This window comes from bacterium (assembly GCA_021372515.1).
GTDB lineage: Bacteria > Gemmatimonadota > Glassbacteria > GWA2-58-10 > GWA2-58-10 > JAJFUG01.
The window spans coordinates 1-23769 of sequence record JAJFUG010000035.1; the positions used below are offsets into that span (position 1 = coordinate 1).

19 protein-coding genes are annotated in these 23769 nt (G+C 65.3%); all 19 read right to left on the reverse strand.

Features of this window, described 5'->3' with window-relative positions:
* Positions 1-652 (reverse strand): hypothetical protein (locus LLH00_03245; GenBank protein MCE5270278.1); only part of this gene is annotated, 652 nt, incomplete at its 3' end.
* Positions 653-675: 23 nt separating this feature from the next.
* On the reverse strand, positions 676-1395 hold the full coding sequence (locus tag LLH00_03250) for a polyprenol monophosphomannose synthase (protein ID MCE5270279.1): 720 nt from the start codon (positions 1393-1395) through the stop codon (positions 676-678).
* A gap of 202 nt (positions 1396-1597) precedes the next feature.
* Positions 1598-2548 carry a flippase-like domain-containing protein gene (locus LLH00_03255; GenBank protein ID MCE5270280.1) on the reverse strand — a complete coding sequence of 317 codons (951 nt, stop codon included), beginning with the start codon at positions 2546-2548 and terminating at the stop codon, positions 1598-1600.
* Between the two features lies 1 nt (position 2549).
* Complete coding sequence (locus LLH00_03260; GenBank protein MCE5270281.1) at positions 2550-4988, reverse strand: hypothetical protein; 2439 nt, start codon at positions 4986-4988, stop codon at positions 2550-2552.
* A 47-nt stretch (positions 4989-5035) separates the two neighbouring features.
* On the reverse strand, positions 5036-6238 hold the full coding sequence (locus tag LLH00_03265) for a glycosyltransferase (GenBank protein MCE5270282.1): 1203 nt from the start codon (positions 6236-6238) through the stop codon (positions 5036-5038).
* A 78-nt stretch (positions 6239-6316) separates the two neighbouring features.
* Positions 6317-7303: a GDP-mannose 4,6-dehydratase gene (locus LLH00_03270; GenBank protein MCE5270283.1), complete on the reverse strand. Its 987-nt coding sequence runs from the start codon at positions 7301-7303 to the stop codon at positions 6317-6319.
* Positions 7304-7475: 172 nt separating this feature from the next.
* Positions 7476-8684: a glycosyltransferase family 4 protein gene (locus LLH00_03275; GenBank protein MCE5270284.1), complete on the reverse strand. Its 1209-nt coding sequence runs from the start codon at positions 8682-8684 to the stop codon at positions 7476-7478.
* On the reverse strand, positions 8681-10297 hold the full coding sequence (locus LLH00_03280) for a glycosyltransferase family 39 protein (protein MCE5270285.1): 1617 nt from the start codon (positions 10295-10297) through the stop codon (positions 8681-8683). The genes LLH00_03275 and LLH00_03280 overlap by 4 nt, the downstream gene beginning before the upstream one ends.
* A gap of 190 nt (positions 10298-10487) precedes the next feature.
* Positions 10488-11429, reverse strand: coding sequence for a glycosyltransferase family 2 protein (locus tag LLH00_03285; GenBank protein MCE5270286.1), 942 nt, complete (start codon positions 11427-11429; stop codon positions 10488-10490).
* A gap of 22 nt (positions 11430-11451) precedes the next feature.
* Positions 11452-13713 (reverse strand): hypothetical protein, encoded by a 2262-nt coding sequence (locus LLH00_03290; protein MCE5270287.1) that lies wholly within the window; start codon positions 13711-13713, stop codon positions 11452-11454.
* A gap of 37 nt (positions 13714-13750) precedes the next feature.
* Complete coding sequence (locus LLH00_03295; protein MCE5270288.1) at positions 13751-14893, reverse strand: radical SAM protein; 1143 nt, start codon at positions 14891-14893, stop codon at positions 13751-13753.
* Positions 14894-14928: 35 nt separating this feature from the next.
* A complete protein-coding gene (locus tag LLH00_03300; GenBank protein ID MCE5270289.1) occupies positions 14929-15801 on the reverse strand; it encodes a class I SAM-dependent methyltransferase in 873 nt (290 codons plus the stop codon).
* Between the two features lie 82 nt (positions 15802-15883).
* Entirely contained in the window at positions 15884-16978 is a 1095-nt protein-coding gene (locus LLH00_03305) for a DUF362 domain-containing protein (protein ID MCE5270290.1), read from the reverse strand.
* Positions 16979-17002: 24 nt separating this feature from the next.
* Entirely contained in the window at positions 17003-17878 is an 876-nt protein-coding gene (locus LLH00_03310; protein MCE5270291.1) for a decaprenyl-phosphate phosphoribosyltransferase, read from the reverse strand.
* A 14-nt stretch (positions 17879-17892) separates the two neighbouring features.
* Positions 17893-18933, reverse strand: coding sequence for a glycosyltransferase family 2 protein (locus LLH00_03315; protein ID MCE5270292.1), 1041 nt, complete (start codon positions 18931-18933; stop codon positions 17893-17895).
* Positions 18930-20717: a glycosyltransferase gene (locus LLH00_03320; protein ID MCE5270293.1), complete on the reverse strand. Its 1788-nt coding sequence runs from the start codon at positions 20715-20717 to the stop codon at positions 18930-18932. Before LLH00_03320 ends, LLH00_03315 begins: the two co-directional genes overlap by 4 nt.
* Positions 20710-22023, reverse strand: coding sequence for a hypothetical protein (locus tag LLH00_03325; GenBank protein ID MCE5270294.1), 1314 nt, complete (start codon positions 22021-22023; stop codon positions 20710-20712). The genes LLH00_03320 and LLH00_03325 overlap by 8 nt, the downstream gene beginning before the upstream one ends.
* An 89-nt stretch (positions 22024-22112) precedes the next feature.
* Positions 22113-23249 (reverse strand): radical SAM protein, encoded by a 1137-nt coding sequence (locus LLH00_03330; GenBank protein MCE5270295.1) that lies wholly within the window; start codon positions 23247-23249, stop codon positions 22113-22115.
* A 60-nt stretch (positions 23250-23309) separates the two neighbouring features.
* A partial coding sequence (locus LLH00_03335; protein ID MCE5270296.1) for a glycosyltransferase family 4 protein occupies positions 23310-23769 on the reverse strand: 460 nt, incomplete at its 5' end.

The window sequence follows — 23769 nt, forward strand, 5'->3', positions numbered from 1 at the left end:
TCAGCCAGCGCGACGGACGGATGCCCTCCGGGTCGAGCAGCACCAGGTCGGCCCTGCACCTGCGGGCCAGGACCGGCAGTTCCTCCAGGCAGACCGCCGGGGATTTGTCCTGCGCTTCATCGGTTGAGGGGCAGTCCACCGCGTGCCCGACCACCTCGAACCGTCCGGCTGCGAACCCGCCGGCGGCGCGCTCCAAGGCGGCCAGGCGTTCCCGCGCCGCGGCCAGCACCACCCGTTCGCGCGCCAGGTGGGCCAGGGAGGGGGATTCAATCAGGATAAAGAACACGAAACGCCAGCCGAGCCCGTAAAACAGGCTCAGCAGGCTGAAACCCATGAACACGAAACGGCTGAAAGCGAAACCCTGGAAATAGAACGGCAGGACGTTGGCCACCACCCCCAGGGTCAGCACGGCCTTGAGCAGGCCCCCCAGCGCGGGCAACCGCCCCCGGCCGATCCCCCAGGCGCCCAGGATCAGGCTGTAGAGGACCAGGACCAGCAGGGAATAGAACAGGTAGGAGGACCCGTCGAAAAACGGCGGGAGCGGGTGCAGACGGCCGAAGCGCAGCAGCACGGCGCTGTAGAAAGCCGCCTGGGCCGCGATCAGGTCGAGCAGAATATAGAGCCGGCCGGTCTTTCTGTGTCCGCCCGCCACCGTTTTACCGCCTCCCCGGTCATTCAGATGCGCCCCAGAATGGCCTGGAGCTTGAGCCACCAGACCATCCAGACCGCCTCCAGGATGATCCGTCGGTTCATCTTGGAGCTGCCGGAATGCCGGTCGATGAAAATGATTGGTATCTCCTTGATGCGTAACCCCTTGCGCCAGACCTTGAAATTCACCTCGATCTGGAACGAGTAGCCCTCCGACTGGATGCCGTCCAGGTCCAGGGCCGCCAGCACCTCGCGCCGGAAACACTTGAACCCGCCGGTGGGGTCGCGCACCGGCAGCCCGGTGATGACCCGGGTGTAGAAACTCGCCCCGTAGGAGAGCATCAGGCGGCTGAGCGGCCAGTTGACCACGTTGATCCCGCTGACGTAGCGCGAGCCGATCACCAAGTCGGCCTCTTCCGAGGCGCGCAGGAAATCGGCCAGGTAGCGCGGGTCGTGCGAGAAATCGGCGTCCATCTCGAACACCAGTTCGTAGTCGCGCTCCAGGGCCCAGTGGAACCCCTCGCGGTAGGCCGAGCCGAGCCCCAGCTTGCCCGCGCGGTGCAGGACATGCACCCGTCCCCCGCTGGCCTCGGCCAGGCTGTCGGCGATCCGCCCGGTGCCGTCCGGCGAGTTGTCGTCCACCACCAGCAGCTCCAGGCAGGGGTCGACCGCCAGGACCTGGGCCACCAGGCGTTCGAGGTTCTCTTTCTCGTTATAGGTCGGTGTCACCACCAGAGAGCGCGGCATGCGGGGGTCTCCAGCCAGTTTCTATCCGCAGCCATTCTGACCGGCCGCAGGAGTCATTCATCTTTCGTAGGGGCGAACCTCGTGTTCGCCCGGCATTTGAGCTTTAACCTCCCCCTTTTGCAAAGGGGGATCGAGGAGGATTTGCCTTGTTTCCTCTTTAATCCCCCCCAGCCCCCTTGGAAAGGGGGTGGGGATTTGTCACCTAACTTTTTGCTTCCTTCCCTGCCACTTCTATCTTTCCCGGCAGTCCGCCCACAACCAGAACTATAGCCAGGGGCACCAGCTCGGCCACGGTCAGCCAGAGACGCGAGACCAGCGCGATCACGGTTGCCCGCGCCTGGCCGAGCTGGCCTGCCAGGAACACGGTGATGAGCGACTCGCGCACTCCCAAGCCGCCCGGGGCGATCAGCACCAGGAACCCGGCCACGTAGCTCACCGCGTACACCCCGGCCGCCGCGCCGGGGCCGAGACCGCAGCCGGGGAGCACGGCCAGGGTAAAATAATAGAAAGTCAGCCCGTAGACCATCCAGACAATCACGTTCAGGCCGAACCAGAGCGCCAGGTGACGCACCCCCATCCGGCACTGCACCGCGGGCTTGCCGCTCAGGCGCGCGGCCAGGGCCAGCAGACGGTTGAGTAGCGGCGGCCAGAGGCAGACCAATATAAGCGGCACGGCCAGCCAGGCCCAGCGCCCCACTTTTCCCATCAGCCCGGTCAACTCGGCAGGCAGGAACAGAAGGCCCACCGCGCTGCCGGCCAGAAGGTGCAGCACCTGGTTCAGCACCGCGCAGGCCGTGCTGTCCACCGCGCTCACCCCATCCTGACGGGCCAGCATGGCCAGTCCGGCGATCTGCCAGACCTTGCCCGGAAGGTAGCGCCCCAGGCTGGAGACGAACCAGATATAGGCCGCGCGGAAAGGACGCACCGCCACACCGCCCAGCACGGCCACCATCATGCGCCAGATCTGGGCGTTGAACGTGAACGCCATCGAGTTGACCAGCAGCGAGAGCCAGAACGGCCACCAGTGGATGTCCCAGCCGTACCCGGACAGGCTGTGCCAGTTGAGGACCAGGTTGCGCCAGATCAGGTAGTAGCCGATTATGACCAGGATTGCCGCCTGGACCAGATGCAGGGCCCATTTTTTCAGGCTCAAGCTACCAGTCCTTCCTGTAGGCGGCCAAGCCCAGCACAGCGGCCAGGCCGACAATCGAGACCAGGCTCAGGCGCAGACCCCAGGTCCAGGCGGCGCTCTCGTAACGCATGACCAGCTTGTGCTCGCCTGGGCCGACATACACCGCGCGCATGGCAAGATTGGCCCGGTAAACTTTGGCCGTGGCGCCGTCCAGCTCGGCTTTCCAGCTCGGGTGCCAGGTCTCTGCCAGGTAGAGCAGGGCCGGCCGCGCGGTGCTCACGCTCAATTCGAGGGCGTCATCCTCGTAGCGCAGCAGCTTGATATCGCCCTCCGGCGCGGCGCCGTCTAAGGTGGCCGGGTCGAACTCCGGCTTGTCCATCAGCGCCAGGGTGTTCTGCCAGTCGAAATCCTGCGCCGTCAAGCGCGGGATGAACTTGTCATCCGCATCCAGGGCCTCGAAGCGGCTGAACAGACGGAACCGCGGCCAGGCCGCGGGGTTGGAGATCAGCACCCGGCCGGTGGTTGGGTCCTCGGCCACCTTTTCGCCCTGCAGGTACTGCTGGAGCTGCTCGGCGATATTGCCCTGGCGCACCATGATAAACCGCGCGTTGAGCATGTGCCAGAGCGGCGGGAGCTTCGTGAAATTGGTCATCTGGAACGAGCCCATCAGCTCCTCGTACCAGGCCAGACGCAGCGGCATGCTGGCGTTGATAGTCGGGATGTCGAAATAGAGCAGGCTGTTGTCCCAGTAATCGCCGGTGTTCGGCGTGGGGAAGAAAAACACCCGGTAGGGCTCTTTCTCCTGCTGCAGGGCCTGGACTATCTTGTCCTTGACGTAGACCCGTCCCGGATCGAGCGCCTGCAGCCAGTTGACATCCATGCGCATCAGGTCGCCCCAGGTGAGCGGCAGAAGGATCGCGGTCAGGACCAGGGCACTGATCTTTCCCCGCAGGTAGGCCCAGGCCGCACCCCAGAGCACCAGGGCCACCAGGGTGCTGATTAAGGCGGCCTTGACGATCTGCGGGTAGTACTGGGCCAGGGCGGGCTGGCGCATCGGCCCCAGGCCGGCGGGCAGCATCCCGGCCAGCACCGGGATGAAAGCGCTCCTGCCCGTGGCAAGAAGTACACTCACCAGGGCCAGCACTATGGCCGACAGCCCCAGCAGACGCACCGCGCGCGCGCCCTCCTCCCCGCCGGACTTGTCCCGCGCCCCGGCGATAAGGCTCTCCAGGCCATAGGCGGCCAGTGTGAGCAAGCTGAACCCGCAGACAAAGAACATCATGTTGGGCGCGCGGAAATCCTTGACCTTGGGCAGAAGGTAATAGGGCAGCTTGAAGAACGGGGTGAACTTGCCGAAATTGAACAGCAGGGCGAACAGCCCCAGAGCCGCGAAGAACCAGGTCACACGGTTGCGCCGGTAGACCAGGGCCACCAGGGCGAACAGGGCCACGGCCAGGCCCATGTACTCGCTGTGGCCCTTGAAATCCGCTCCCGCCCAGTAGGAGGCCGGCTCGCCGGTGAACCCCGGGATCACCAGGCCCACGGTCTCCAGCGGGTGCATCGAGAACGAGGTCGCGTGCTGGTAGCCCTCGTAGCCCAGGCCGGTGCCGGCCTGACGGTGGGAGTAGCCCTGGTCCACCACCTCGGGGAAAAACTGCAACGCCGACAGGCTGACCGCGAAAATGAAACCGATGGTGAAATACACGCTCAACTTGGTCAGCGCGCCGGTGGAAGTTTTCTCCCGCCAGAGGTTGACCACCCGGAACACGAACCAGGCCGCCACGGCCAGGGAGCTGTAGTACATCATCTGCACGTGGGGCGAGAGGATCTGCAGCGCCACGGCCACACCCATAAGCAGGAACCAGACGAGCTTGCGGCGCTTGAGGCCGTGCTCGGCGAAAAACATGGCCAACGGCAGCAGCAGGATCGTGAACTGACGGCCGTCATGCCCGCCGTTGAGCGTGCTCGCCACCCAGCCGGTGAAAGTCCAGGCCACCGCGGCGAACGCCCCGCTCCAGCGCGACAGGCCCAGCTCACGAATCCAAAGATAGGCGAACAGCCCGCCGGAAAGCATCATCAGCAGGATGCTCCAGCCGATAGCCCGCTCCAGGGGCATGATATAATACAGAATGCTGGTCGGGAAAAACATCGGGCCGGGCAGTCCGCCCACGTAGGGCAGGCCGCAGTAGGAGAGAGGGTTCCAGAGCGGGATGCCCTGGCCCGCGGCCACGGCATCCACCCCCAGCTTGCGGGTCTGGAAACCCTGGGTGATCATGTCCGAGCCGTAGAGCATCCAGCCGGAATTGAATATGAACTCGCGGAAATAGATCACCAGGGTGACCAGCAGGAACCCGGCCAGGGCCAGTACGAACTGCCAGGGCCGCCCGGGCGCGCCCTCGCCCGCGACAGCGCCTGCTTGCGCGGACGGCGCTGCGGCGGCTTTGCTTTTTCTCTGTGTCATGGTAGGGGGCCTCGCGGCGCATAGGGTTGGGGTGCGGCAAAAACTATTCAGGCTGTCTGCACGGCCTCGCGGTACAGCTCCACCGTGCGGTCCAGGATACGGTCCCAGTTGAAATATTCGCGCACGAAAGCGCTGCCGGTCTCGCCCAGGCTGCGGGCCAACTCGCGGTCGGTCAGCACGCGGGTGACAGCCGCGGCCAGGGCGACCGGGTCCTTTTCAGGGACCAGCAGCCCGGTGCGTTCGGGCTTGATCACGTCCACTATCCCGCCCAGACCGCAGGCCACCACCGGGCGGCGGAACGTGAGGGCCTCGATCAGCACCACGCCCAGGCCCTCGGTGTCGCCGCGCGAGTCGATTATCGCGGGCAGGACAAAGCAGTCGCAGGCGGAGTAGAAATCTTTCAGGCCCTCGTTGGGCACCCGTCCGGCCAAGCGTACCCGGCCCTCCAGGCCAAGTTCGCGCACCAGGGAGCGCAAAGGCTCCTCCAGCGGCCCGGAGCCCACGATGTCCAGGTGCACCGGCCAGGGCAGGCTGTCCAGAAGCGGCAGGGCGCGGATAAGGTATTCCACCCCCTTGCGCTCCACCAGACGGCCCACGAACAGCAGCCGCCGCGGCCGCGAGCTGTCCGCGGGCGGAAGCGGAGTGTCGCCCGGATCGGGCACCGGCGAACCGTATGGCACCACCTCCACCCGGCAGCCTGTGCCCAGGCGCTCGATCTCGGCGCGCGTGTCGGAGCTGTTGGCGATCACCAGACGGCTGCCGCGCAGCACCGCGCGCAGGAACGGCACGAACGGTTTCAGCTTGCGGGTAACCCAGCGCAGCTCCACCCCGTGGAACTGGCTCACCACCGGCGCCCCGGACCAACGCCCGGCGAACCAGCCGAACAGCCCGTGCGGGAACGGCCAGTGCACGTGGATCAGGTCGTACTTGCGCTCGCGCAGCACACGGGGCAGGCCCAGCACGCCGAACAGAAGGTAGAACGCCACCGGCACGGCAAAAAGCTTGTTGCGGCGGAGCTGGTCCGGCACGGTCTCATCGTGCGACAGGACCTCCCAGCGCTTTGGAAAATAGCGGAACCGCCGCACCGGGATGCCCCGGTAGACGTGGTCTCCCAGGCCGCGCCAGGCGGGGACGTAGACCGTCACATTCACCCCCCGCGCCTTGAGGCGCAGGACAGTCTCGATCATCCAGGGATTGAGCACATCCTGGTCGTGGCGCGGGAACAACGTGGTGATGTACAGGACATTCATGCGTGCCGCCGAGGCGTCATTTTATATCCGTTCGCGGTATCGATTCCCCTCTTTCCCAAAGGGGAAGCAAAACCCGTCTCAACCCTTTTTCAACTGCCGCTCGACCAGTTCCAGGTCGGTCTCGACCATCTCGCGCACCAACTGGTCGAAACTGACCGAATGGTTCCAGCCTAAGACTTTCTTCGCCTTGTCTGTCCGGCCGATCAACAGGTCCACCTCGGCCGGGCGGAAAAAGGTCTCATCCACTTTCACGTACTCGCGCCAGTCGAGGCCGGCCGCGGCGAACGCCGTTTCCACCAGGTCGCGCACGGAGTGGGTCTCGCCGGTGGCGACCACGTAGTCATCCGGCTTGTCCTGCTGCAGCATCTGCCACATGGCGCGCACGTACTCGCGGGCGTGGCCCCAGTCGCGCTTGGCCTCCAGGTTGCCCAGGCGCACCTCGCGCTCCAGGCCCAGCTTGATCTTGGCCACGTTGTGCGTGACCTTGCGCGTGACAAACTCGAAGCCGCGCCGCGGAGACTCGTGGTTGAACAGGATCCCCGTGGAGCCGTGCAGACCGTAGGCTTCGCGGTAGTTGCGGGTCAGCTCGAAACCCACCACCTTGGTGATCCCGTAGGGCGAGCGCGGGTGGAACGGCGTGGCCTCGGTCTGCGGCACCTCGCGCACCTTGCCGAACATCTCGCTCGACCCGGCGAAATAGAAACGGCAGTGCGGGGCCAACTCGCGCACGCAGGCCAGGATATAATGGGTGCCGTTTATGTTGGTGTTGAACGTGGAGAACTCGTCCTCGAACGAGTAGGAGACAAAGCTCTGGGCGGCCAGGTGGTAGCACTCATCCGGCACGATTTTCTGCACTACTTTAAAAAGGCTGGGGAAACTCTCCAGCGAGGCGCTGTGGAGCTGCAACTCGTCCAGGATATGGCGAATGCGCCACATCCGGTGGTCAGGGTCCTCCAGGGCCACGCGCCGTACGATACCGTGCACCTCGTAGCCTTTTTCCAGCAGCAGCTCGGCCAGGTAGGAGCCATCCTGGCCGGTGATTCCGGTGATCAGGGCTTTTTTCATCTGCGCATCTTTCCCTGTGGTGTGCCCGTCCCCGCACCACCGCGGGAACGGAAAGGTGACTCAGTCTCGTCTTCCCCGGTACATCCGGCCCGGAATATAAGCAATCCGCACTGACCGTGAAAGCAAAAAACCCGCGCAGCGGGTCGGGCGGCGTGGGGAAAAGTGAGGCCGGCTAACGCTTTGAGCCGCGCCCGGCCAGCCGGTTGTAAAGCTCGGCCCAGCGCCCGGCGATACGTCCCGGGTCGAAATACTCCTGCGCGAACGCGTAACCGTCCGCTCCCAGGCGCGCGGCCAGGGCCTCGTCGGTCAACACGCGGCGCAGCGCAGCGGCCAGTGCGGCCGGGTCTTTCTCCGGCACCAGCAACCCGGTGCGCCCATCCTTGATGATGTCCACTATCCCGCCCAGACGGCTCGCCACCACCGGCTTGCGGTAGCAGAGGGCCTCGATCAGCACCACGCCCAGTCCCTCGGTGTCGCCCTTGTGGTCCACGATGGCGGGCAGGACAAAACAGTCGCAGGCGGCGTAGTAGCGCAACAACTCCTCGTTCGAGACCCGTCCGGCCAGGAACACCCTGTCCTGCAACCCCAGCTCCGCGGTCAACTCGGCCAGGGCCCCGGACTCCGGGCCGCTGCCCACGATGTCCAGGCGCACCGGGAACGGGGTCTCGATCACTTCCAGCGCCCGCACCAGGAACTCCACCCCCTTGCGCTCCACCAGCCGGCCGACAAACAGCACCCGCCGCTCCCGGCCCGGCCCGCCCTCGGGCGGCGGGCACTCCCGCGGCGGCGGCACCGGCGAGCCGTAGGGCACCAGCTCCACGCGCGTGCCCGGGCAGACCGCCTCGATCTCGGCCGCGGTGTGCGAGCTGATAGCGCTCACCATATCGCTGCCGCGGATCACGCTGCGCAGAAACGGCAGGAACGCTTTCATCTTGGTGCGGACCCAGCGCAGCTCCACCCCGTAGAACTGGGTCACCAGCGGACGGCCCGACCAGCGACGGGCGAACCAGCCGAACACGCCCAGCGGGAACGGCCAGTGCACGTGAATCAGGTCGAACTTTTCCTGGCGCAGCACACGCCGCAGGCCGATTACGCCGAACAGCAGATAAGGAAACACCAGCAGGAGGAAGAGCTTGTTCTTGCGTATCTGCTCCGGGATGGTCTCATCGTGCGAGAGCAGCTCCCAGCGGCGCAGGCAGTAGCGGAACCGCCGCACCTGGATCCCGTGCACCACCTGGTCGCCCAGGCCGCGGCTGGCGCAGGTGTAGACCGTCACCTCCACCCCTTTTTCGCGCAGGCGCTGGATATTCTCGACCATCCAGGGGGTGATGATGTCAGCCTCCGAGCGTGGGAACGAGGTGACGATGAACAGCACTTTCACTTGAGCACCTCCAGCACCCAGGTAGGAGGGGCGGCGGTGCGGTGGACGATCTTGAATTGATTCTGATGTTTCTTCAGCGCCGGTATCAGATAGCGATCGGTGGTGCCGCTCACATTGTCCAGAATGACATAGTCGGCCTGCGTGACCTCGGCCATCACGGCCTCGGTGTCGGTGGTGAACGGGTAGCCCACCACCCTGCGGTTACTCCAGAGGTAAACCAGGCGCGGCTTGCGCGATGACACGACCGCCGTGGCCGGGGTGTTGTCGCGAATCCAGTCGGCGGCCTCGAAGAAACGCCGCCAGTTGGGGGGATAGCCGGCGTAGCGGTTCCCGGAGCTCCAGGCTGTCAGCATGCGCAGGTTGAAAGGAATCCGCACGACCTGGGCGCTCAGCGACAGCGCCGCCACCGCCAGCAGCGCCACGGCCGCCGCGACCGTGGCCCGCTTGCGCCATGGACGGACCAGGCCCACGATCAGTTCCACGGCCGTGGCCAGGTAGAACAGCATCAGCGGGATGAGCGGCATGATGAATCGCACGTCGCTCCAGGCATCCGGCCAGACCAGCACAATACAGAGAAAGAAGCTGAAATACGCCTCCAGCAGGCCCATCCCGTGCTTGACGATCCTGCCGAGAAGGCCGGTCACCACCAGCAGGCTCACCACAACCGCCAAAAAGACAGCCGGCACGGACAGGGCCCACAGGCTTTCCGAGCCGAGCACCACTCGGGCCGAATCGAACCCGCCGTAAGTCGAGATGTTGTGCATGATCCTTCTGGCCAGGTCGGCCGCAGTGATCGTGCCCAGCTCGGGCTTGTAGGGGTCTATCATCATGAAAGCGCTGGCCACGGCCGAGTTCTCGGTGCTGACCAGGTGGTTGCGGATGGTCCAGGGCGCCATCAGCGCGGCCACGGCCAGGAAGAACACGGCCAGGGCTTTCCACTGGCGCCGCACCATGAAATAGAGCATGCCGCCGCCCACGAAAGCCACCCCGATCGAGCGGATGTGGGCGGTGAACGCCAGGCAGACTACCGCCAGCCAGAAAGTCCGTCCGAACCTGACCTCGCCCCCGCCACGGGTGGCCTCGGTCAGGAAATACAGGGCCAGCAGGCTGAAACAGAGGAAAGCCTCCTCGCTCAACACCCAGTGCGAGAAATCCACCAGGACCGGGTTGAGCGCGAAACATAACGTGGCCGCGGCCGCGATCACCGGCGTTGTGTTGCATTTCATGATCCGGTGGAACAGGAAGACCGAGAGCAGCGAAAAGGCCACCGACAGTAACTTGAGGACGACAAAATTCACTCCGGCCAGGGCCACCAGCGGGGCCAGCAGGAGCGGATAGCCGAACGGGTACTGGGTGTGGGGCACCACCGGCCCCGGCCCGATATGCTGCGTGTAGCCGTCCCCCGGGTGCAGGATGCTCTGGGCCAGGATGATGTAGCTGGCGTTGTCTCCGCCGGTGTGCGGCTTGGGGTCGAACAGAAAGAGACAGAGGACAAGGTTGGCCAGCAGGGAAACATACAGCACGTTGCGGCGATTGCGCCCGGCCCAGCCCGTCAGACGGGACGAAGATACCGCGGGATGGGCGTCCGGGGTTTGCTGTTTATGTGTAGCCACATCATCTCCGTGAGGTTATCCCGAGATACTACGGGGGAAGGTTCGAAATCAACCCCTACAAGTAAGAAATAGAACCGCCGGGACAGCTTTGGGAGAGGAAAACCGCAGGGGCACGGCGCATAGCGCCCCTTCTAAGCCGAATGTAAGAACAATCGAGTTGCCGCTGCGGAGCTGTCACACCGCAGCGCACTCATTCACGCGGGCGCCGCTGACGCTGCTCGATACGTTCCAGGCGCTCCAGGAGCTGGCCGATCAGCTCGGTCAGAAAACCCAGGCTGAACAGCAGCACCCCAGCCAGCACGAACAGTATCACCAGGTAGAGCAGCGGCCGGTAGCCATGCAGCAACACGATCCGGTAGTACAGGGCCACCAGGCCGGTGACAAACCCGCAGAACAGAAGGCCCAGCCCTGCCGTGCCGAACAGGGTCATCGGCTTTTTGCCGAAACCCAGCATCATTTTCACGCTCAGCAGGTCCAGCAGGCCGATCATCACGCGCCAGTGCCCGGAATACTTGGCCTGGCCGTGACGGCGCGGCAGCAGCTCGATATCGATCTCGCCCAGACGGAAGCCCTGGTTATGGGCGAAGACCGCGAAAAAGCGGTGCCAGTCGTGACGCAGGTGCACGGCCTCGATCACCTCGCGGCGGAAAGCTTTCATCGAGTTGAGGTCGTGCACCGGCACCTTGAACAGCATCTGCGACAGGCGGTTGTAGATCGAGGAGACAAACCGCTTCGTATAGTGCCCCACCTTGCGGCCGCAGACCATGTCATAGCCCTGGCGCATCTTTTCCACGAAGCGCGCGATGTCCTCCGGCGCGTGCTGCATGTCGGCGTCGTACAGCACGATCACCTCGCCGCCGGCCGCCTCGGCGCCGGTCAGCATGGCCTCGGTCTTGCCGAAATTGGTGCGGTGGCGCAGCACGGTCAGGCGCGGCTCGGTCTCGGCGCAGTGCAGCGCCGCCTCCCAGGTGCCGTCCGTGCTGCCGTCGTCCACCAGCACGATCTGCCCGCGCAGGCCGTGGCGGTCGAACATCGCGCCCAGCACCCGCACCAGTTCGGGGATATTCTCCAGCTCGTTGTAGGCCGGGACCAGGACTGTCACATCCGGACGGCTCTGCGGGGCTGAATCCATGGCGCCTCTCGCGTTCGTTTCTCTACTGAAGGATATCCACCCGCACCGCGCTGAGAGCCAGCGACACGGACATCGTGCCGTCGGCGGTGTTAATCTGGTTTACCCCATCCGGAGTGTCGAGTTTCAACTCGAGAACCTGGCGCGGGGCCAGCTCCAGCTCGGCCAGGGTAACCGGTCCGGGCTGCACGCCCACGGTCACCGTGCTGAGAAGATTGTCCCCATCCTTGACCCGCAGGGTCCGCTCCTGCTGGAACGAGACCGCCCGGGCGCGCAGGGCCACTTTCTGCGGGCTGTCACTCAGGGAACGCACGGTCAGCCCGGCGGCGGCGGTCATGATCCGCCAGCCCGCGCGGCTGCCCTCGGCCCCCAGCACGTTCGGGGCCATGAAACCCTCATCCGGCTGGCTGCGCTGGACTTCGAGGTAATTATAATAGGGTATGGTCTGGAAAGAAAGCATTACCGTGGCAGGCGCGGCTGTGACGCGGTAGAGGCGCTCCGCGCCGAAATCCTTCTCCAGGGTCAGGCCCTCCACGCCCTGCATGTCGGGCAGGGGCAGCGAGGGCGGGTTCACCTCGTCCCGCTTGTGGAACGCCAGCCATTCGACCCCGAAATAGCGCAGCAGGGCCACGTTGTTCGGGTCGCTCAGAGAGCCGGGATAGTCGATATCCTGCCAGAACGGCAAGTAGTCCGTCGGGATGGTGTTGGTCTCGAAATGCCGGTTGAACAGGTCGCGGTGGTGCAGGGTCTGGAAATACAGGTAATCGGTGAAAGCCAGCCCGGTGGAGGCACAGGTGGGGTACTCGATCACCTCGGCGCTGTCTGGCAGCGCGGCCAGGGCCGTGTAGAGCGGGCCGCCCGCGGCCGGGCTGTCGGCCACCCGGGTGGTCCCGGCCGGGTGCAGGTACTCGACCGTGGCAACGAGCAGGATGCCACCCAGAAGCAGCGGGAAAAGCTTTTCGCGGCCTTTCCGCCGTATCAGTTCGGACAGGCCCATCCCGGCCAGGGCCGCCAGCGAGACCTGCAGGAACACGCTGTAGCGTCCGATACAGCGGATGAACGGGGCGAACTTGTGCAGCAGGATCGAGGGCAGCGGCAGCTTGAGCCCGCCCAGGTCGAGGTAGGGCCCCAGGGAGAGCACCAGGCCGGCCAGCCCGGGAAGCAGTATCCACCAGGTCTCGGGACGCCGCCACCAGCGGCGCAGCCCCCAGAGGGCCAGCAGCAGGGGCGCCCAGCCCAGGTAGGCGGTCGATTCGGTCACGTTGCGGCGGATGGTCACAATGTTGCGGGCCAGCTCGCCGAACAGCGGGTGGTCCACACCCGGGAACAGGTAGTTGGCCCAGCTCAGCTTGAACCGCTCCTGCCAGAGCAGGGGGCGCACTTCCACGCGTGACAGCGGTCCCAGATAGGCCACGTACACGTACACGCCCGCCGCGATCAGGACCACGGCCACCGCCCCGGCGGCCAGCCACTGCCCGCGGCTGATCCGGCTCAGCCCCCCGGCGATCCGCCGTCCGGCGCGGATGTCGTACACGAAAGTGTTCACGAAGCTCACCAGCAGGTAGCTGCCGAACACCAGCGGGATGTAGATGTAGTAGTAGACGCTGCACAGGACGTGGAACAGCACCAGACTGAGGACCACCCATAACCCGGTCTTAAGGCCCGGCCGCTTGTCGAACAGCAGGACACAGTACAGCAGCAGCGCCAGCGGTCCCAGGGTAGCCAGGTCGAGGTGTATGATGCTGCGGGCGTAGGAATAGGGGCAGAACGCCAGGAACGCCCCCGAGATCACACCGGCCAGGCGGGAGCCGGTCAGGCGGCCGACCAGCAGGTACATGCAGAACCCGGTCAGCACCAGGTTGCCGATCACGAACAGGTTGAGCATCCGCACCGGGCCCACGAGCGCGGTCACGGGCGCCAGCAGAGCCGGATACTTGTGCGCGGCCAGCCAGGAAATCCAGACCGCCGAGTACGGCCCGGCCAGCATGTCGAAGCGGAACGGCGAGGCGTGGGCATCCACCAACTGGGCCTTGGCCGACCAGAACTCCCAGATACCGGAGAAAATGTCGCCGTAGTAGTCCTTGTACACTCCCAGGACATGGTCGCCCAGGGAAAGGACCAGAGGCAAGGTCCAGGCCAGCGCGGCCAGGGCCAGCGTCAGCACGGCCCCGGAGGGACCGAAACGCCGGTCAAAGGACGGCAGCTCACTGGACAGGTCCGGCCCGGCTTTTGGCGCTGTGGCCGCGGGCCGTCCCGGCTGGGCGGCGCTCTTGTTCTTTTTGCTCATCGGCTCCCCTGATTCCCTGCGGCGTCGGTTCGGCCGCTCAATCGGTGGAACAGCACTTGTGGCAAATGTCCAGCAGGCCGACCTGACGGAACAGTTTGCGGAACCGCCGGTACTCCGGGCCGTACCAGATCTCGCGCAGCCCCTGGCGGCGGACATCTCCCACCTGCCAGCTCAGGAAACTGAGCTGGATGCAGGGATAGACCTCGCCGTAGCTGGTGATCACCCCGGAGAGCCAGGGATACAGGCATTCCGAATGCGCGCGCTTGAAATGCAGGTCGTTGAAATAGCGGTTCCACTGTTCCTCGCTGCCGAAACGGTCGAGGAAATTGACCGGGAACGGAAGCTCCGGTTGAAGCTTTTTAAGCTCCTGCATCTGGGCGAATATCCGGCCGCCGTCCACCGCCAGGACCCGCGGCTCCAGACGGCTGCAGCCCAGCTCCGAGCCGCGCCGCTCCACCCCGGACAGGCTGTAGACCTGCTCCTCTGTTTCCGGGGTGGTGAAAGTGGTCAGCCCGAGGTTGAAATAGCTGAGCGGCAGGTTGCGCGACAGTTGGATCGTCTCGGCGATAGTGTCCTGGTTGAGCGCCGAGATGACCATGGTCGCCCCGAGGCGCAGGTTCGAGCCCGGGATGCCGTCCGCCAGAGCCTTGAGGCGCAGAAGGTTTTCGGTCTGCGTGACCAGGCTCCCGGGACGGCCCACGACCGAATCGTGCACCGCGGCCGGGCCGTGGATCGAGACCGCCACCTCGGAGAGGCATTCGGCCGCGGCCCGCATTTTCTCCTCGTCCCAGAACGACAGGTTCGAGACCATCGACAGGCGCAGGCCCAGCGAGGCGGCGTAGCGCACGATCCCGGTGAAATTCTTCGCCAGCAGCGGCTCGCCGCCGTGCAGCGGGAGGCTTTTCACCCCCAGGGCCTTGAGCTCGCGGATTATCCGCTTGAACTCCTCCAGCGACAGCTCCTCGCCCCGGCGACGCACGATCTCGGCCGCGGCGCGCTCGTGGAATGTCCCGTTGTGGTGGAAACACATCTGGCAGCGCCAGTTGCAGTTGTAGGTCAGGTAGAGGACAAAATTGACCGGCGGCAGCGTGTAGAGCCGTTTCGAGACCGTGACATAGGTTTTCTGCAGCAGACGTGACAATCCCGCATGGGAAAGCACCATGTCGAGCCAGCGTTTCATCTTTCTCCTTGAACGGGCCGCACGGAAAACGAGTCTCAGCCCGGCCAGCCGAAATGGGAAATGATCGAGTTGCCCCGGCCGGGCAGGCTGTCCAGAAGGCTCAGCGGCAGCATCGGGTAGTCCAGCCGGGTGGTGCAGAAATCGTACATCGGGTTGAGTTTCGACAGGGTCCGGGTGGACAGGGTCCGGAACCCGGCCCGCTCGAACAGCAGTTCCAGCGATTCGGGGGTGAACCCGGTCACGTGGTACGGGTAGTTGAGCGCGCCGCATTCACGGATCGCGCCCGTGCGGTAGAGCACCCGCTTGGCCGCGTTGGTGAAACTGGCGTCGTTGGGCACGTGCACCGCCACCACCGCCTCCGGGGTGCAGACCGCCGCGATGTCACGGACAAAGCTTTTCAACTGGTGGATATGCTCGACCACGTGGCGCAGGTAGATCACATCGAACTTGCGACCGTCAAAAAGCCCGGCCTCGAACGGGGCGGTCACTATCTCCAGGCCGAAACGCGCCCGGGCCTCTGCCGCCGCTTGGGCCGAGATATCGACCCCGGTGCAGAGATACCGTCCGGTGCCGGCGGCCACGTGGATCAACTCACCCCGTCCGCAGCCGATGTCCAGCAGGCGTCCCGCGGGCTTGAACCGCGCCAGGCTCCGCAGGAACAGTCCCGCCACGCCCAGCAGATGGCGGGACTTGCGCTCCCACTGCCTCTGCCCGATCGAGCCGGCGCTGGCGTAGAAATCATCGTAGAACTTCTGCACGTCCTCAGCGGAAAAATCGTTCCCGCAATAGCCCGCGCCGCAAGCCTCGCAGCGCAGGTAAACGTTTCCCGGGACAGCGTGATCGGCGGCGATCAACCGTCCCCCCGCACTGTCGCAGACCGGACAGCGCCGCGCGGCCGGATCGGGCATGCGCTCGACTCCTCTATGTAGAGGCCGCCCGCGCGCCCGGGCCGGACTGTGGTTCTGTCCGCACCCACCCGCCGACAGCCGGTTACTCTTTCACCTTCCGGCCATAGCTTTCGAAAAGCTCGCCCCAAGGCGTATGGGCCCAGGCGCGCACCCGCCTCTTGCCCCAGACCGGGAACCAGATGCGGTCGTGGTAGAAAGCCGAGCCGAAAACAAATATATAGACCAGCGGCGTGTGGAACAGCATGCGCTGGAATACTTTTAACGGGCTGAACCAGAACAGGTCGCCCACGCGGCTCGCCATGTTGTCGCCCACGCTGAACCGCAGGTTCACGCCGCTGATATCCTCGCCCACCAGCTCAATCTGACGCGGGTCGCCCACCCCGAGGCCCTCCTCGTGGGCCAGACGGATGTAGTCGATCTTCAGGGGATCGAACCCCATCAGGCGGCTCGAGACCGCATCCAGGGCCGTGCAGTCGGAGGAGGCCAGGATGTAGTTGCCGATCACCGGGGTCATGGTGCGCGGCCCGGGGCCGTTGCCGCAGGTGGTGCCGTCCGTGAAAGCGAATATCCCCGAGTGTATCTCTTTCTGGATACGCAGCAGGTCGACCAGGGTCTCGTGGATCACACTGTGGGTGTAGTGGCGGCGACGGTTGAGAAGCCCGCCGAACGCGTTCTTCATCGCCCCGGTGGTGGTGGTGTAGATATGGGTCTTCACCGTGGGCAGGTGCACCACGTTCCGGCCGAAAAAGTCCTCCGGCAGGCTGATCCCCTCCGGGAAAATCTTATCCAGCACCCGCAGGCGGCCCTTGGGACGGTAGGTGACCCATTTCATGTCCTCGGGCAGGAAATTGTAGCGCACCGGCACGCCGTAGCGCCGGAAAATGTCGACGTAGCGGTTCAGACGCTCGCCCTTGAACGCATCGGTGACCACGGTGTCGTTCTGCACGGCCACCAGGTCCTCGTAGCCGCGCCCACGCAACGCCTGGATCGAGCCCTCGAGCTGCCAGGGGGTGGTGTTGGCCCCCGGATAGGCGAAATGCCAGGAGATGTTGTCCTTGAGGATGGTCTGGGCTCTTTTGTCCAGGGCCTCGTCCAACCCGGCCAGGCCGGCCAGACGGTCGTAATCCTCCAGCACCGTGGCCGGCGTGGTCTTGAGCACTGCCACTCTGGCTTTCATCCGTTCGCGTCTCCGTCGCAACAATTACAGGTACAGGACCACCAGCGCGGCGGCCAGCCAGGCCGCCACATCCAGCAGCAACGAGCGGTCGGCGAACAGCAGGAGCGTCGGGTCGCCTCCGCCGCGCTTTTGATGAATCAGGTAAAGATAACGGAATATGCCGTAAATCACAAACGGCACGGTGTAGACGAGATGGGTCGAGCCGACATGCGCCACGGTTTCCGGGCTCAGGGTGTAGAGGATGTAGCACAGAAGGGTGCTGGTGGTGACAATTGAGATCATCTGGTCCAGGAAATAGGGGCTGTAATGGACCAGCACGGCGCGGTGCGAATCGGCCTCCCCCTCCAGCAGGGTCAGCTCGTGACGGCGCTTGGCGAAACCAAGGAACAGGCTGAGCAGGAAAGTGCAAAGGATGATCCAGTGGCTGGTCTCGACCGCGATGGCCACGGTGCCGCCCAGGACCCGCAGCACGAACCCGGCCGCCACCAGCATCACGTCCAGGAGCACCACCCGCTTGAGGCGCCAGGAATAGAGGCCGGTCAGGAGCAGGTAGGCCACGCTCACCGCGACAAAGGCCGGTCCCAGGCTGAGAGCGATCAGCAGCCCGGCCAGGGCCAGGGCCGATGCGCTCCAGGCCGCCGCGCTCACACTGAGCCGTCCAGCGGCCAGGGGACGCTTACATTTGACCGGGTGCAGACGGTCGCGCTCGCGGTCCAGGATATCGTTCAGCAGGTAGACCGAGGCGGAGAAGGCGCAGAAAGCGCAGAAAGCGAGCAGGCTTTCGAGCACACGCTCCGGGTCGCCCAGTTTCTCGGCGAACACCAGCCCGGCGAACACCAGCAGGTTCTTGCTCCACTGGCGCGGGCGGACACTCTGGAGGATATTCCAGCAGAACCCCACGGCGCGGCCCTCCCCTATTGTTTCCAGGTGCTGCGGTCCATCTCGCGGCGCACGAAACGCGCCCGCACCACCCCGCTGGCGTAGACCCAGAGCGTGATCCAGCAGGCTAACGGATGAAAAAACCAGGCCACATCGGGCTTGCGCAGCCAGCCGCGCGCGGCCTGCCAGAGCAGCGGGACAACGCACACGCAGTACAGCACGAACCGTACCAGGTGCGGCCCCAGGCGGCGCTTCCAGGGGTAGCGGCGCAGGCCCTGGCTGCTGAAATAGGTATAGTCGCGGATGCGGCGGGTCTGCTTGCGCGCGAACGTGCGGATGTCGGGGCAGTAGAGGTGCACGATCCCCACGCGCACCTTGGCGAAAGTGTCCAGGCCCTGGCTCACCAGGTCCCAGACCGTGTCAATGTCGGCCAGGTAGGGGCTCCACTGGGTGTTGCGCAGGGCCTCGGCACGCACCATGAAACCGTTGGCCCCCATGGTGGGAATCGCCTGGGGCTGCAGACGGACCCGCAGCCAGCCCTCCCGCTCCTCGGTGGGCACGGTCAGGCCGGTCCAGCGCCCGGTGAGGTAGTTCAGACGGTCGTAGTTGCCCAGGAAACTGACCAGCGGGTCGTTCACCCCGGTCAGGGCGCAGTAGCGGGTTACCAGGGGGTCGCCCGGGCGATGCTCGTACCAGAGCGGCTCGCTGCCCGTTACCAGCGGGTCCTCGAACGGGGCGACCATGCGCCGCAGCCAGTCGGGGCCGGGCAGGATATTGTCGCTGTCCACCAGGGCGATGATCTCACCCGTTGCGGCGGCGAACCCGGCGGCCTTGCCGGCCTCGCCTGTGCGCAGGGGGTTATCGACGATCCGGTCTACTCCATAGCGCGCGGCCAGATCGCGGGTGCTGTCGGTCGAGCCGGCATCCGCCACCACGATCTCGACCCGCTCACGCGGATAGTCCTGCGCCCGGATGCTCTCCAGGCATAGACCCAGCACGGAGGCCGAGTTGAGGGTCGGGATGACGAAACTCACCCGCGGCAGGACGCCTCCCGCCCTGTCGGCCGCGGCGCTCACTTTCCGCCCTCTGACGCCGCCGGGGGAGCGGCCTCGCCGCGACGGCCGGGATAGCCCAGGTCACGCGAAAGCAGCCCACGCATGAACCAGAAGCCGTAGGTCAGGTGCGAGGCCACGATCCCGCTGAACACGTACCAGATCATGCGGGGGTTGAAACTGAGGCAGGCCGAGAGCAGCGCCACCGCGAAATACAGCCCGGCCGTGGCCAGATAGGCCCAGCCCAGCGGCCTCCAGACAAACGCGGCGGCCCAGCCGAACGTGAGGCCCAGGGCCAGGAGCGAGGGCATGAAATAGGCCGGCTTGCGGCTGGTCTCCGGGAATTTTTTCACGAAATAACCCCGGTGCAGGGCGTAGCTTCGTATCTGGCGCAAGTGCCCGGCGTAGACCTGACGGCGGTGGTGGTAGACTATGGCGTCCGGCTCGTAGGCGATCCTGAGCCCCAGGTCCCGCACGACTTTCAGGCAGAACACGGTGTCCTCGCCCGGCCAATACTGAGTATCGAAACCGCCCACCCGGCTGAACACCTCCTTGCGCACCAAGAGGTTGCAGGTGGGGTAATCCTCCACCTCGCGGTACATGCCCTGGATGTAGCGGTAGTTGTAGCTGCCGCCCACCAGCGGGGAGGCGTAGATTTCGCCGCTGGCCTGACGGCGCAGGTCATCCGAGGGCGGAGTGACCGCCGGGCCGCCCACCGCGGCCACCTCCGCGCGGCTGAAATTGCGCACCGCGCTGGTCAGCCAGTCGGTCACCGGGTAGGCGTCATCGTCCAGGAACGCCAGTATCTCACCCCGGGCGTGCTCCAGGGCCAGGTCGCGCTTGTAGCTGGGCGGCTGCTTGCCGGTGGGGATCACCTTCACGCGCGGGTCATCCCATTCGAACGGCTCGTCCGGGAACACCAGCACCTCGAAATCCGGGTAGTCCAGCTCCAGACAGGCCTCCAGCGACTCGACCAGGTAGCCGTTGAACGGCCCCACCGCGATCACGATCGAGACCGGGGGCAGCTCGCTCAGCCGCGGCAGCCGACGGTCATAATAGCCGACAATTTTCATGCGGTAAAAGATTGAAAGCGTGTCGACCAGGATGTTGAGGATGTCGCGCAGGCCGATCCGCCCCCAGCGCATGCGGCGTCGGAAATCGATCACCACCGGCACCTCGGAGATGCGGAAGCCCTTGTAATGCGCGATGGCCAGCAGCTCGATGTCGAAAGCGAATTTTTTGACCAGCACGTGAGGGAACACCTCGGCCAGCACGCCGCGGCGGTAGAGCTTTATCCCGGTCTGGGTGTCCTTGAGCGGCAGGCCGAACAGCACCTTGATGAACAGGAAATAGCAGAGCGAGAACAGGCGCCGCCAGAGCGGGTAGTCGATTTTCGAATCCGGGTGGAACTTGGAGCCGATCACCACATCCGCGCCCTCGCGGTGCAGCTTGTCCCAGAGGTTGCCCAGCTGGGCCGGGGCGATGTCGAGGTCGGCGTCCAGGAAAGCCACCACCTCACCGCGGGCGCGGTTGAACCCGGTCTTGAGCGCCCAGCCCTTGCCCTGGTTGTGGACGTTGCGGGCCACCCGGATGTGGCTGTCCGCCGCCGCGGCGGCGCGGGCCTCCTCCAGGGTGTCGTCCGCGCTCCCGTCATCCACCACGATTATCTCGAACGGCACTCCCAGCGCAACCAGGCTGGACGAGGCCTCATGCAGGTTGGCGCGGATGCGCTCACCCTCGTTGTAGGCCGGCATGATGACCGACAGTTTCACCCCGGCCCTGTTGCCGTTGTCCCTGCTCTCAGTCATCCAGGGCCTCCCCCCGCTCCCGGGTGAAACCCAGCGACGGGCGGCGGTGACGGCGCAGCTCGCCCCAGACCACGCTGGCGTACAGGCAGAGGAAAGAGAGCACCCCGAAAGCGCTCATGACCCAGATCACAGCGGTCAGGCTCGGGTGGTAGAGCTGAAGGGCCACGGCGTAGGCCACGGCCAGCGGCAGGAACAGGTAGAGGAACCCGCTGCGCCCGCGCGCGAGCAGGAAATTGATCTGGATGTTGAGCAGCGCCACCGGGGTCATCCCCAGGCCGAAAATGCGCACCAGCGAGGCGGCCAGGTCGCTGCCCTCCGGGAACAGGATGCGCAGGATCAGGTGCGGGAAACTCATGCAGGCCACCACCCCGCAGGCGCAGAGCAACAGGCAGTAGAGCAGGGCCATGTTCAGAAGCTGCAGCGAGCCGCGCTCGCGCGAGGCGGTCAGGCGGCTGACCTTGGGGAACAGCGCCGTGCTTATGGCTAACGGGGCGAACAGGAACGCCTTGCCCACCACCTGGGCGAACCCGTACTCGCCGGCCTCGGCCCGGCCGAAAAAGTGCTTGACCGCGATGGCGTCCGCATAGGTGAACACGGCGAACCCGAGCAGCGAGATGAGCACGGGCCAGAAAAAGCGGTAGTGCGGACGGCTGTCAACATTGGAGTCGCCGCCGGAGAGCTTGAAAATCATCACGTTGAGCGGGAACATCGCCATCACTATCACCGCGACGTTGCACAGCACCAGCGAGCCCAGCGCCCCGGCCACCTGGAAGCCCATCCAGACCAGCAGCACCCCGCTGCCCAGCTTGACCGCGGTGGACAGCACCTGGTTGGCGCTGTAGTGGTAGAAATACTGGAACCCCTGCAGCGCGCCCCAGAACACGTAGCTCAGCACGCACAGGCTCACCGCCAGGCCGGTCACATAGACCGCGCCCAGGCTGCGGATGTTCAGGTAGTCGCGCAGGAACGGCCCCAGCACCAGGAACGCGGCCATCAGGGCCGCGGCCACGAGGCCCAGCTTGAGCACCGAGCGGCGCAGCAGCACCGAGACCTGGCCCAGAAGGCGCCGGCTGTCCAGGGAGGAGACGTAGCGCGCCGTGACCACCTGCACCGCGTTCAGCGGCAGGGCCAGGATCATGTACAGCGAGATCAGGCCGAAATAGTCGCCGTACTCCTCGCGCGGCAGCATGCGTCCCATCAGGATGTTGAACAGGGTGTTGCTCAGCCCGGTGATCACCGTGGCCACCAGCAGCACCGTGCCGTGCTTGATCACTCCGCCGGTTTTGCTCTTGCCGTCAGCGCTCAAGCTTTTCTCTCCAGGGAGACAGTAAAACGTTCCTGTCCTGAAACCGATTCAGGGAAAAAATAATCTTGCCAGGTTCACATCGCGGCCGCTCAGCCGCGGTAGAGCAGACGGCTCAGACGCCGTGGCCAGCCCAGAAGGCCGCTCTCATCGTACAGGCAGCGGCTGCAGTAGGCGAAGCGCTCCCGGTTTTCGAGCACGGAGCGCCGCACCTGACGGGCCTTGTCGCCGTGCCACACCGCGTTGAACCCGCTTTCGAACACATTGCCCATGCTCATGGCCTTCATGCAGCTTTCGCTGTCCAGGGCCGGCATGGCCGCGTTGCAGCAGGGCAGCAGGGTGCCGTCCGAATAGACGAACGGGCTGTAGAGCCCGAAATAGCAGACCCGCTGCCGCGCCGTTTTGCCGTCCCCGGCGCCGTCAAGCTGCTCCTGCATCAGCGTGATCGACCCGGCGGTGCGTGTCAGGCCTACCTCGTGCGCCGTCTCGCGGGCCCGGGCGAGGATTTCGCGGTAGCGCGCGATGTGCTCCGGGTCTTTATCTTCCAGCACGAAAATGTCGTTGCCGGTCTCGTACAGGCGCTGCGCCAGCCCGCAGTTCACCTCATCCAGCCCCAGGCCGGCCACGCGGCGCACGCTCTCGGGCAGGCCCTCGATGTTGAGCTTGGAGCACAGAAGGGTCACCTCCACGTGGGTCGAGGCCCCGCGCTCGTTGCGGTAGGCGACCAGGGCGCGAAGGTTGTCCAGCACCCGTCCCAGCTTGCCCTCGTTGCGCACCCGGTCGTACATCTCCTCCACCGCTGTGTCCAGCGATACGGAGAGGAAATCCAGCCCCGAGTCCACGATCCGCCGCGCGCGGCTCTCATCCAGGATCATGCCGTTGCTGTCGAGCTTGGTCACGATCCGGCGGCCCTTGGCGTAGCGGATCATGTCGTAGACCTGGTCGTTGAGCAGGCCCTCGCCCACGCCGGTCAGAACGAGATAGTCCGGCCGGGCCTCGTCGATCAGGGCCTTGAACCGCTCCAGGTCGACCCGGGCCGCGGGGCGGGATTGCTTGCTCCAGATACAGGAGGGGCAGCGGTAGTTGCAGAGGCTGGTCACCTCCACCTGAAGGCGCAGCGGAGGGCGTGGCCTCCGGCGGCGGTAAAAAATAAAATCCGGCGCTTTGAGCAGGTAGCGCAGCACACTGCCCAGCCGCAGGATTTTAATCAGCATCCGGAGCTGATACATCGGGTTTCCCCTATCAGACAGTCAAAACTCTGGAATAACAGCCGCTACGCCAAAGAAAACTCAGTCGCGGCCGATTATCTGCTCGATATGCTCGATAGTCCGGGCTGCGGAGTTTTCCCAGGTGAACCGCCCGGCGAACTCGCGTGCCCCGCGGCTGAGCCGCTCGCGCAGGCCGCTGTCCGCGGCCACTCGGCAGATCAGCGCGGCGAATCCGGCCACATCCCCCGGCTCGAACAGAAACCCGCTTTCGCCCTCCAGCACCGACTCGCGAAGGCCGGGCGAGCGGCTGGCGATCACCGGGGCGCCGCAGGCGGAGGCCTCGAGGTTCGTGATCCCCCAGCCCTCCTTGGGTGAGGGGTTGAGCACGGCCAGGGCGTGACGCAGCAGGGCCAGCTTGCGCTCCAGGCTCACCCGTCCCTCGAAGATCACCGTTTCCCGCAGCCCGAGGGCCACGGCGCGGGACTCCAGGCGCGGGTAGTCATCCCCGGCCCCGGCGAACACCAGACGGACATTCCGTTCC